We start from the raw sequence: 10,652 nt of genomic DNA on the forward strand, positions 1-10,652 counted from the left end.
CTGCAAGAGGTTTACCGCTTGACGACATCACGCAGAAAATTCCAGCGCCCACTTGGTGTGCGACGTTACAAAAAATTATTTGTCATCGCCACAGAAGGCACCAAAACGGAACCGATCTATTTCCGCATGTTCAATGATGATGCACTTATCGTGCGCATTAATTGCTTGAAAGGAAATGTAGGCAGTGCGCCCCTCAAAGTCTTAAAAAGAATGACTGATCACCTACAACGCGAGAACCTCCGGCCCTCAGACCAAGCATGGCTGGTTGTAGACAAAGATCAGTGGACCGAAGACCAGCTAGGTAAGTTACACCAATGGTCGCTGAAACAGAGGAATTATGGATTTGCATTAAGCAATCCAAAATTTGAATACTGGTTATTGTTGCACTTTGAAGAAGGAATCGGGGTCGCTTCGTCCCGCGATTGCACGGAACGACTCAAACGCTGGCTGCCAGATTACGATAAAGGGCTAGACACAAGAAAAACTGGCCGTCCACAAATCAACGCAGCGATTAAGCGGGCCAAAATACGCGATCATCAAACATGCGAAGACTGGCCCAGATCATTCGGACAGACAACGGTTTATCGCCTTGTAGAGAACATCCTGAATACCCATGTTGAGCAAGCCGCATAATCACCCAGGGGTTTCCAGCACGCGAGCGTAGACCGCCAGCAAAGTCTCTTGTAGGCCTTGCACTGCCCGGGGTAGATCCATCAGACTTGAACCTTGCATGCGTGCCCGCAGTCCTGCTCTCATCGATTTCAAGGCCTCGGTATCGCTAGCCAGTTCAGTCGCGATTCGTACATAATCATCCGCATCCGAAGCAGCCAGTGACTCCAAACCCATCGTTGTCAGGAATGCCCGCGTCTGACGACTAACGACCGAAGTCTGCGGCCAGGTCACTACGGGCACACCCATCCAGAGCGCCTCACAACTGGTCAGCCCACCCGTAAAGGGAAAGGGATCAAGTGCGATATCAATATCGCCATATTCCTTCAAGACATCAACATGAAACCCTGCACCACGTAGTTCAAGGCGAGACGGATCTATACCTCTGGTCGTAAATGCCGCTCTAATTGATTCACGCAATGCCTCATCATTGAACGTGCGCCATTTCAGTACCAAGCGGGCGTCTGGCACCATGGCTAATACCTTTGACCAAACTTCAAATACTTCCGGATTCAATTTAGCGCTGTTGTTAAAGCATCCAAACGTGATGTAACCATTTTGCGTAAACGGCAGATCACTGACCTCTTTGGGTGCCCAAGGTACGCTGCCATAATAAAAACGTCCTGATGGCAGTAACTCGATCGGCTCAACAAAGTGCTGTTTGGTGCCTGATGTGACGTGCCATTGGTCGAGCAACACGGCGTCAATATATTCCAACCCCGTCGTCGCAAAATACCCCAACCAGCTCACCATCACCGGTGCCGGCCTAAGTGCAAAGGCCGTTAAGCGTGATCCTGCCGTGTGACCAGACAGATCAATCAGAATATCAATCTCATCGTCCTGAATCTGCTTGGCAAGCACCGCATCATCCATAGCGGATACATTGCGCCACTGACAGGTTGTTTTGATCAGCTTGCTGACCCAGTCCTCATGGGCTCGGGCGTGATAGGCAACCACTGGCCAAGTCTTACCCAATTCACGCAGGATGTCTTTGACGAACAACCCAACCGTGTGTTGGCATAGATCAGCTGACACCACGCCGACTCGTGGCACGCGGTCAATCAAGGGTTGAACCGGTGGCCGTGGCTGGTGACCACCAGCACGCGCGATCGCCCACTGACCCCAGGCCATCGCTTGCTGGTAGCGATCGTAATCAGAAGCGTCAGGGTTGTACTGCTCTGCCACCAACGCGTTGCGTCGTAATACTTCGCTATCAGGCCATTGCGCGACCAAGCGTTGATAAATCTTGCTCGCCTGCCCATGCTCACCCACATCAGTGGCCACTCGGGCCAACCCCGCCCAAGCTGCCAGGCTCTCGGGCTCTGACTGCAAGACCGCTTCGTAGTAGTGCCGCGCATGCGTTACAAACCCGTATTCAATACACAGACCTGCCGCTTGCAACAAGATATCTGGAGAAGAGTTGGTCTGGGTCGCCTGCGCCAACATCGATAGCATCTCGGCAGATTGCCCTTGGCGTGCATGCTGCGCAGCGAGAAACAAGGTGTGGGTAGGATCAGACATCAACGATGGTATTCCACAAGACTAGACGCGACAGTGACCTTACCTAAGCGATATTAGCGTTAACTAACTTTTTGTGAGTGTGAAAACTGTAGGCAATTGCAAGGTTTTGCAAGGTTAGCGCAGTATGGTTTGTTTTTTAGCATCAAAACTTCCAAAGGCACTCTCATGGCTATTGTCTACACCCAACTGGCTGACCCCCTACTCAATTACCTGAGTTCCGTAGAAGCAGACACCAGCGGTACATCGGCTAGCCTGAGTAACAACTTGGCACTATCAGCTGATTACTTCAACAGCCAGCCACAGATACTGACAGCTAACTTCGGGTTTGATGGTTACATGGGCGTACCAGGTTTGCTTGGCACGGGCACCAACGCCCAAACCGCCGCCTATCAGTACGGCGTCTCTTATGAAGCCATTGATCCGGCACTCGGTGCGCCAGCCCGTGCCTATTACTCAGCGGTCGGGTCAGCTGCGTTTTTAGCGACCTACGGTGTGCCCGCCAATTTGCTAGATACGATTCCTGTGGTGTTTAGCCATCCCGTGTTGGGCACATCACTGAATCCCGAGGATTTCAGGATTGAACTGAACACCGGTGAGTTTGTCACCCCGATAGCGGCTAGTTTCTTGCCAAACGTTGAGTTTAACGAACGCCAGACTGTTGTCATTACCGGTGATTGGGGTAATCGCTTGCAACCGAGTGATCCAGACGCCCTGTATCCGGTCAGTGTCAGCATCGTTGATGATGGCACCCCTTTGCAACTGATCACCAAGTCAGGGCTGGTTTCAGCCGTCGGGTTCACCGTGGCAAGCGCCAACCCCTACGTACAAGGCAATGGTCCCAGAATATTGTCAGCAAAACTTGATGCCTACACTGATCTTGGCGAAGGCGCGCCGGCCTGGTTAACTGCATCAACCACCAACAGTGGCTCTGATCTCTATGGCGATCAAGCCATGTATCGGTTGCGCATCTATACCAGTGCTGGATTCTCGCCTGACGGTATTGCCAGCCTCACGCCTGATGACTACTCGAAGTTCTTTCAGATGAAGGCACTTGATCAGAACGGCAACGAAATCATGTTGCTGGAATCTGGTGTGGATTACACCATCGCGGGTTACGGTACGGTCCGAATCCTCGGTATTGCCGATACCGGCCCGGCACAAGACACCTATAACGCTGCGTACGTGGAAGACCACGACAACCAGTACGACATTATCTTAAGTGGCGATGCGGCAGCCATTGCGCAACTGCAAACCATACGCATGCCGTCTAGCGGTGACTACTCACCGGTGTACAACCCCGGCGGTCCAGGTAATGACCCTGAGAACAACCCACCCGTGCCGTTTACGGTACCAAGCTCGGATCAGACGGTAGCCATTACGCATGATTTTGACGATGGCGCATTCGTCTCGTATGTCGAAGTCGATGGGCCTGTGGTCCGTAACACCTTGACTGGCCAACCCATCGGTGCCGACTGGGGTTTGGCTGTCGATGATCTGAGCACTGGCCATCAAATCCATCAGTACATCGATCCAGATGGCAAGATTTTTTATGCGTCGTTTGAAGTGAGCCCGATCTACGACATCCGTCTCACAGATAGCAACCCCAGCACCAACTCTAGAGTGACCGATGATCAAATATTTGGGTCAGATGCCATCAACACCGTCACATTTGCGGGCAGCTTTGACCAATATGTCAGAGCCGGTAACTTACAAACGCTGTCCTCTGAAGACCAGGTGCCACTGCGTGATGCCGATGACAACTTGTTCGATGTCGAGCGTCTGATCTACACCGATACAGGGTTCGCATTGGACATTGAAGGCAACGCAGGGTTTGCGTATAGCTTGTACGGTGCCTTTGATCGTGCCCCTGATGTCGATGGCCTTGGATACTGGATCGCCAAGTTTGACCAAGGTGCAAGTCTGACCGACGTCGCGGCTGGCTTTATCGATAGCGCCGAATTCACGGCAGACTATGGCTCATCACCTACTAATACCAGCTACGTTGAAGATCTCTATCAGAACTTCTTTAACCGGCAAGCTGAAACTGAAGGTCTTGAGTTCTGGGTTGGTCTACTCGATGCAGGTCTACTCGATCAGGCTGATGTGATGGCGGGCTTTTCTCGGTCGGCGGAGTATCAAGCCATCATCGCCCCCGATATTGATAGCGGGATTCAGTACCAGATGTGGGTGGGATAGGCTCAAAGATTATCGATTTAAAGATAGTCGATGACATGCGAGCGGTTCGCTTGCGATCCGAAGAACGAGATTTTGCGTCTCAGATTCCGAATGGGATGGTCGGCGCTGTTCTGACTGCATGTCCGAAATGCTTATACAAATTTCGGACAAGAATTAAAAATTTTTACACCCTCAATCAGTGCCACACCAGCACGCAGAACGAGCAGCTCATCAATTGACCGTCAGGCTTATTCTGGCGGCTTAGGCAAGTGCTTGCGCCACGCGAGTCGCCACAGAGCCGCCAAACACAGTGCGTGCGCAGCGTTGTATGCAAGGTCAAATCGACTCTCGAGCGCTAACGTCAAGTTAGTAGCATCTCGCAGTCTAGCTAGTCCAGATCCAATCAAACCGGTGATTTCACTCTGATCGAGCGACTCCTGGCGCAATGGTTTGCCAGGGCCCAAGAGGTTTTCAAGTGAGGATATCTGCTTCACTACCATTAATCCAGATCTTCGGTTGCGCAAGGCCGAAAGTTTTTTGAAATACCCATATTGGGTATTTACAGCTGCGATCTGAGCTCGTCTTCCCTTTGGTCATCACACCGGCATGCGCTCGAGTGATGGGCTAACTCGATGCCCAGACCGTCCCATCAGCCGACTGTGTGCGCACCAAATCGATGCCGTAGTGATAGACATCGGGTCGATATTGCACCGAGATAAATTCAACTGGCTTGTCATGCACATCAAAGACTAGGCGCTCTGACAGCAGCAGTGCCGTGTTGTGTTCCACATGGAGCGATTTAGCGACTTCGCGGTTTGCTGGTACCGCTGAAATCAACTGTTGTGCACGCCCTATACGAAACCCGGCTTCTTCCAGCAAGGTCAATAGTGCTTTACTGGACATTCTCTTGACATCGATTTTCTTGGCCACTGACTGCGGTATGTACGTCACCGCATAAGAAAACGGTACCTCACCGAGATAACGCACACGCACCGTCCAAAGTACCTTTTGAGCGGGCTTGATTTGCAACTTGGCAGCAATCTCGGCACTGGCTGGCACATATTCACTGGCCAGCAATTGCACCGAGGTCTCAAGTCCCATGCGGCGATTGTTTTCGACGAGGCCTTCCACGGTGGCCACCACACTGGTTTGTGGTTTGTAGGCAGTCACGGTAGAGACCTTGCCTTGCTGCCGTTGAATCAGTCCACGCGCCGCAAGCTCCTGCAGTGCTCGACGTATGGTGACGCGTGAAACTTGTAACGACTGTTCTAGCTGGTGTTCACTGGGAAACACTGATCCGCGTTCAAATGTGCCATCCAGAATCCGGTCACGCAGGTGATTAAAAATCTGGTGATACAGCGGTTGCGCAAGCGAATTGTCGACGCGGAATTTTCGCCAATCGTTTTTTACATCTGGTGTCAGTCGTTGCTTACCACGTCGCATATATAAGTCCTGTCCAGACCAAATCGATCAACCATACAGCCCGGCATCATAGCGTTAGCTAAGCTGTTTGTAACCAGGCAAGTGATTACAGAGCTTGGTCACCAAAGATCACCCACAAAAAATACTTGCATGGCGATGTTTTACTTGTTACAACAAGTTAGAACAAGGGGTCGGCTCGACTGACTGACTCCGTAAAAAGAACCATCTCATTTTCCGGGGACGTAGCATGGCCGATCATTCGACCTACCCTGTCGGGTTACGACATAGCCCAGACAAACACCAACGCCTGCGCCAGGCGCTAAGCAACCCATCTATCCTGATGGCACCCGGCTGCTTTGACTGTATTACGGCCAAACTGGTAGCCAACGCTGGCTTTAGTGCTGGATACATCACGGGCTCTGGCGTATCGATGAGTGCGCTTGGCGCGCCCGACATGGGCGTGATCTCATTTGCTGAAGTATTGGAGCGCGCCATGCGCATCGCCGACAGCGTTGATATTCCGCTGATCTGTGATGCGGATACCGGCTACGGCGGACCAATCAACCTGATTCGCACCGTGCGAGACTTGGAGCGCGCCGGAGTAAGCGGTATCCAGATTGAAGATCAGGCCTGGCCGAAGAAGTGTGGCCATGAGCCTGGCCGCAAAATCGTGGATACTGACGAAATGGTCGGTCGAATCAAAGCAGCAGTCGATGCCCGCCATGATGATGACTTGGTCATCATCGCGCGTACCGATGCGCGTACAACCGAAGGCATTGAACGCGCCATTGAGCGCGCACAGCGTTACCACGAAGCCGGTGCTGACGTGCTGTTTGTAGAGTCCCCCGAAAGCGAAGCCGAGATGCGTCTGATTAACCAATCACTGACCGCACCGACACTGGCCAACATGGTCGAGGGCGGTCGCACGCCAGTGCTGCCAGCTACCGAGCTTGAAGGCATTGGTTACGCATTAGCGATCTACCCCAACTCTCTGACACGCATGATCGCCCATCAAGGGGCCGCGATGCTTCAGGTCCTTAAGCAAAGCGGTGCCACAGCGGGCTTTGCGGATCGCATGGTGAATCACCGCGGCCTTTGGGATCTGTTTGACTACCCAACATGGACTGAACTGGAAAATCGGTTCAGTAAGACCTGATGCAGTTTTTTGTGTGACATCGACAGCTGGACTTGTGAGGAGGTAACAAACATGAAGCTATTTGAACGGAAGTTGTTTAAGCAGCAAGCCGCACCCCTGTTGGCCGCGTTCGGCGTGGCATGTGCGCTGACTTTGGGCGGGACTGATGCGCAAGCGCAATCCAAGCAGCTCTCGATCGGTGCAACTAGTCAGGCATCCTCTTTGTATGCCTACCACGTAGCAGTTGCTCAATTACTCAATGAGAAGCTGCCTGGCGTAAACATCACCGTGGTGGAAACTGGCGGCGGTCTAGACAACATGCGTCGTTTAAGCCAAGGTCAAGTCGATTGGGGCATGATGGCTGAGCCAGATCTGTTTGAGTACTACAAAGGCTTGGGGCCATTCGAAGGCAAACCCAATCCGAATTTCAGAACCTTCTGGCTGACAACTGCCTTGGCGTATTTCCCAGTGGTGGGTGCCGACTCTGGCATTAACTCAATTGCAGATCTGAATGGCAAGCAATTCAATGGCGGCGGTCGCGGTTCCGGTACGGAACGGGCCACTGTTGAAGCGTTTGACGCATTGGGCATCAAACCCGATTGGTTTAGAACTGGCATGGGTGATGCCGTCACTGCATTTAAGGACCGTCGCATCGTCGGTTTTACCAAAGCCGGACCACCAGCTTCACCCGATAGCGCCATTCTCGATGCACAAACGGCCCGACCCATCAAGATCCTGAACTGGACCGATGCAGAGATGGCCAAAGTCAAACAAGCCTATCCGCACTTTGACTTCATGGCAGTGCCTGATACCCCCTATAAAACCGGCCCGATGAATTTACGGGTGGTCTTTATCACCATGGGCACCACCACTGACATGAGCGAGCAACAAGCCTACGATATCTTTAAAACCATCGTCAACAACGTTGACACGGTTGCTCAGTCGTATCCAGCGGTCAAAGGACTCGATATCGCCAAGCAAACCATTGAGCGGGCGCAAACACCATTGCATCCCGGCGTAGTGCGCTACTTCCGTGAAAACGGTGTTGCTGTACCCGATCGTCTGATCCCCCCCGAGATGAAGTAAGGTAAACATGATGTGATGGCATCAGCTGGCGGCAGCGATGCTGCCGCCAGCATCTCGCAGACGTGACAACATCCCCATGACATTTCTAACACCAGCACGTCAGTCACTCATCACGCTGCTAAGTCTTGGGCTGGTGTTGTTTCACCTTTACACCAGTGCATTTGGCTCATTTCCCGATCTGATCCAACGTTCGATCCATGTCGGTGGCACTTTGATGCTGGCGTTTTGTTTATTCGGGTTTCATCGTCAAGACGCACGCCAACTGCCTTTGCGTTGGATTGATGTGCTGCTGATTGTCGCCACCGCTGCCTTCACCATTCATATCTTGGCTAGCTACGAGCGCATGATGGGATTTACCTTCCGGATGGAAACGCTCGACTACGTGCTAGGTGCACTTGCGATTGTGCTGGTGCTAGAGGGTTGTCGCCGTGTCATTGGCTGGACGATCCCATTGCTAGGCATCGCCGGTTTGGTGTATGCCTTGGCCGGGCCCTACCTGCCAGAGTTTATGGCCCATCGTGGACTCGATTTCCGCTTGGTCATTGAAGTGCTGTACATGTCGACCCGAGGCCTGTACGGCATGGTGACGGGGATTTCTGCCACGGTGATCGCCATCTTCGTGATCTATGGCGCAGTGTTACTGCGCACCGGTGGCGGCCAGACTTTTATGGATCTCGCCATTATTCTGGGTGGTCGTTCCATTGGTGGTGGCGCCAAAGTAGCCACCATATCGAGTGCATTTTTTGGGAGTGTGTCAGGGTCGGCTGCCGCCAACGTCGCTACCACCGGCGCCTTCACCATCCCCCTCATGAAAAAACTGGGCTACAAACCGGCGTTTGCCGGTGCGGTAGAAGCCGTGGCCTCCACGGGTGGGCAGATCATGCCGCCGATTATGGGTGCCGGTGCTTTCATCATGGCCGAATTGCTCGGTGTGTCGTACCTGTCAATCATGACCGCGGCGATTATTCCGGCGGTGTTGTATTTTGTGGGTTGTTTAGCGGGGATCCATTTCGAATCAAAACGCTTAGGTTACAAACCGGTTCCCGTTGAGAACCTACCGAAACTGAAAGAGGTACTGTCACTGCGGCGTGCAGGCCCGGTATTTAGCTCACTGGCTGTGCTAATTGGCTTATTGGTCAATGGCTACTCACCAGGCTTCGCAGCATTTGCAGCGACAGCGATTCTGATTGTGTTTTTTATGCTGGGAACACGATCCACCAAAGATCTTAAAGCCCGACTGACCGATCTGAAGCACGGCTTTATTGATGCGGGTGTCGGCTTGGTGGCGATTGCGGTGTTGATTGCTGGAGCGCAGATACTGCTGGCCATGATCAGCACCACCGGCCTTGGCGTGTCGTTTACTTCCGCCATCATCGGTTTAGGTGACAACAGTCTGTTGCTTTCCTTGCTGCTAGCCATGCTCGTAGCCATGTTGTTGGGCACTGGACTGCCCACGGCAGCGGCTTACTTGCTAGCGGCTGCCGTGGTGGCCCCAGCTTTGATCAAGCTCGGGGTTGAGCCACTGGGTGCCCACATGTTTATCTTTTACTTCAGTATCCTGGCTGGCTTAACGCCGCCCTTGTGCGCCACGGTCTTTATCAGTGCGTCGATGGCAGGGGCCAACTGGTTTCCCACCAGCTTATATGCCGTGCGTCTTTCCTTAGTTGCATTCCTGATTCCATTCGCGTTTGTGTTTCATCCGGAGATTCTGTTAATTGGTGACACCACAAACATTGTGGTATTTGGTCTGAGCGGTCTACTCGGTGTCGTGGTCATTGGGGCTGCACTAGCAGGCTATCTCACACACCCACTGAATGCGATGATGCGAACAGCACTGTTACTGGCTGCCGTCTTGCTGATTGCCCCGGGTATGGTTGCACCTCTAGTCGGTCTGGTATTACTGGTCGGTTTAATCGTTTGGCATCAGTGGCGAGCAAAGCCCGCCATTTGAATATTCATAAATTGATTGATTGTTTCAGAGAACACGGACTCAACATGATCGAAATTCACGGCAAACAAGTCTGCCAAACACTGCCCGAGGTGTTGGTACCCCATCAAACTGCTGTTGTCGCTATCGACATACAGAACGATTTCTTCTCTCCGAAAGGCGTGTTCGCAGCCGCCGGACGCGACATGTCATTGGCAAATCAGCACTTGCCCAACATGGTGAAGCTGATGCAAACCGCCCAGGCCAATGGAATTTTTACGGTCTTTGTGCGCCAACTCACCTTACCCGAGGGCAAAGGTGACAGCCCGGCCTGGCTAAGACTCAAGGTGCGTGACGGCAAAAGCCCCGATTACACACTAATAGGGTCATGGGGTGCCGAGTTCTGCGAGGGCATCAAACCCAGAGCCAGTGACCCTGTGGTCGACAAATTCCGACCCGATGCGTTTCACCGCACCAACCTTGATCTCATCCTGCGCTCTAACGGTATTCAAACCGTGGTGCTGCTCGGCGCCAACACCGAAGGCTGCGTGGAATCAACCGTGAGAAGCTGCGCCCACCACGATTACTACACCGTAGTGGCTGAGGATGCGGTGGCTAGCAGCAACGTGGCCTACCACGATGCTTCACTTAAACTCATGCGCAACCGATTCCTGGTGGGATCGACCAAAGAGATCCTGGATTGTTTGGTTGGCTAGG

At 52.7% G+C, this 10,652-nt stretch carries 9 protein-coding genes; 6 read left to right on the forward strand and 3 right to left on the reverse strand.

Annotation, left to right across the window (positions count from 1 at the left end):
* Positions 1-18 precede the first annotated feature (18 nt).
* Entirely contained in the window at positions 19-633 is a 615-nt protein-coding gene (locus DHf2319_RS00240) for an RloB family protein (RefSeq protein WP_243478814.1), read from the forward strand.
* Here the strand turns inward: DHf2319_RS00240 and DHf2319_RS00245 are convergent, their stop codons facing one another.
* Complete coding sequence (locus tag DHf2319_RS00245) at positions 634-2,190, reverse strand: O-linked N-acetylglucosamine transferase, SPINDLY family protein (protein ID WP_243478815.1); 1,557 nt, start codon at positions 2,188-2,190, stop codon at positions 634-636.
* Positions 2,191-2,355: 165 nt separating this feature from the next.
* Here DHf2319_RS00245 and DHf2319_RS00250 point away from each other — a divergent pair, with 165 nt between their 5' ends.
* A complete protein-coding gene (locus DHf2319_RS00250; RefSeq protein WP_243478816.1) occupies positions 2,356-4,386 on the forward strand; it encodes a DUF4214 domain-containing protein in 2,031 nt (676 codons plus the stop codon).
* 227 nt (positions 4,387-4,613) lie between these two features.
* Here DHf2319_RS00250 and DHf2319_RS00255 read toward each other — a convergent pair whose 3' ends face one another.
* Both DHf2319_RS00255 and DHf2319_RS00260 read right to left on the reverse strand, forming a co-directional pair.
* Positions 4,614-4,859, reverse strand: a complete 246-nt coding sequence (locus DHf2319_RS00255) for a hypothetical protein (RefSeq protein WP_243478817.1) — start codon at positions 4,857-4,859, stop codon at positions 4,614-4,616.
* 130 nt (positions 4,860-4,989) lie between these two features.
* Positions 4,990-5,808: a GntR family transcriptional regulator gene (locus tag DHf2319_RS00260; RefSeq protein WP_243478818.1), complete on the reverse strand. Its 819-nt coding sequence runs from the start codon at positions 5,806-5,808 to the stop codon at positions 4,990-4,992.
* A gap of 226 nt (positions 5,809-6,034) precedes the next feature.
* Between DHf2319_RS00260 and DHf2319_RS00265 the strand changes: the two genes are divergently transcribed.
* The 4 genes from DHf2319_RS00265 to DHf2319_RS00280 are packed head-to-tail and all read left to right on the forward strand — an operon-like array spanning position 6,035 to position 10,651.
* The gene (locus DHf2319_RS00265) at positions 6,035-6,943 is read left to right on the forward strand and encodes an isocitrate lyase/PEP mutase family protein (RefSeq protein ID WP_243478819.1); all 909 of its coding nucleotides are present in this window, start codon (positions 6,035-6,037) and stop codon (positions 6,941-6,943) included.
* Between the two features lie 51 nt (positions 6,944-6,994).
* The gene (locus tag DHf2319_RS00270) at positions 6,995-8,008 is read left to right on the forward strand and encodes a TAXI family TRAP transporter solute-binding subunit (RefSeq protein WP_243478820.1); all 1,014 of its coding nucleotides are present in this window, start codon (positions 6,995-6,997) and stop codon (positions 8,006-8,008) included.
* Between the two features lie 37 nt (positions 8,009-8,045).
* The gene (locus tag DHf2319_RS00275) at positions 8,046-9,959 is read left to right on the forward strand and encodes a TRAP transporter permease (protein WP_243478821.1); all 1,914 of its coding nucleotides are present in this window, start codon (positions 8,046-8,048) and stop codon (positions 9,957-9,959) included.
* A 44-nt stretch (positions 9,960-10,003) separates the two neighbouring features.
* Positions 10,004-10,651 carry a cysteine hydrolase family protein gene (locus DHf2319_RS00280; protein ID WP_243478822.1) on the forward strand — a complete coding sequence of 216 codons (648 nt, stop codon included), beginning with the start codon at positions 10,004-10,006 and terminating at the stop codon, positions 10,649-10,651.
* The last annotated feature ends 1 nt before the right edge of the window (position 10,652 follow it).

The sequence above is a fragment of the Orrella daihaiensis genome (assembly GCF_022811525.1).
In the GTDB taxonomy this organism is placed as follows: Bacteria; Pseudomonadota; Gammaproteobacteria; order Burkholderiales; family Burkholderiaceae_B; genus Algicoccus; species Algicoccus daihaiensis.

Bases quoted from the DNA above. Each gene is read 5' to 3' on its own strand.
- DHf2319_RS00245 (WP_243478815.1), bottom strand. From the start codon at position 2,190: ATGTCTGATCCTACCCACACCTTGTTTCTCGCTGCGCAGCATGCACGC.
- DHf2319_RS00250 (WP_243478816.1), top strand. From the start codon at position 2,356: ATGGCTATTGTCTACACCCAACTGGCTGACCCCCTACTCAATTACCTG.
- DHf2319_RS00260 (WP_243478818.1), bottom strand. From the start codon at position 5,808: ATGCGACGTGGTAAGCAACGACTGACACCAGATGTAAAAAACGATTGG.
- DHf2319_RS00265 (WP_243478819.1), top strand. From the start codon at position 6,035: ATGGCCGATCATTCGACCTACCCTGTCGGGTTACGACATAGCCCAGAC.
- DHf2319_RS00270 (WP_243478820.1), top strand. From the start codon at position 6,995: ATGAAGCTATTTGAACGGAAGTTGTTTAAGCAGCAAGCCGCACCCCTG.
- DHf2319_RS00275 (WP_243478821.1), top strand. From the start codon at position 8,046: ATGCTGCCGCCAGCATCTCGCAGACGTGACAACATCCCCATGACATTT.
- DHf2319_RS00280 (WP_243478822.1), top strand. From the start codon at position 10,004: ATGATCGAAATTCACGGCAAACAAGTCTGCCAAACACTGCCCGAGGTG.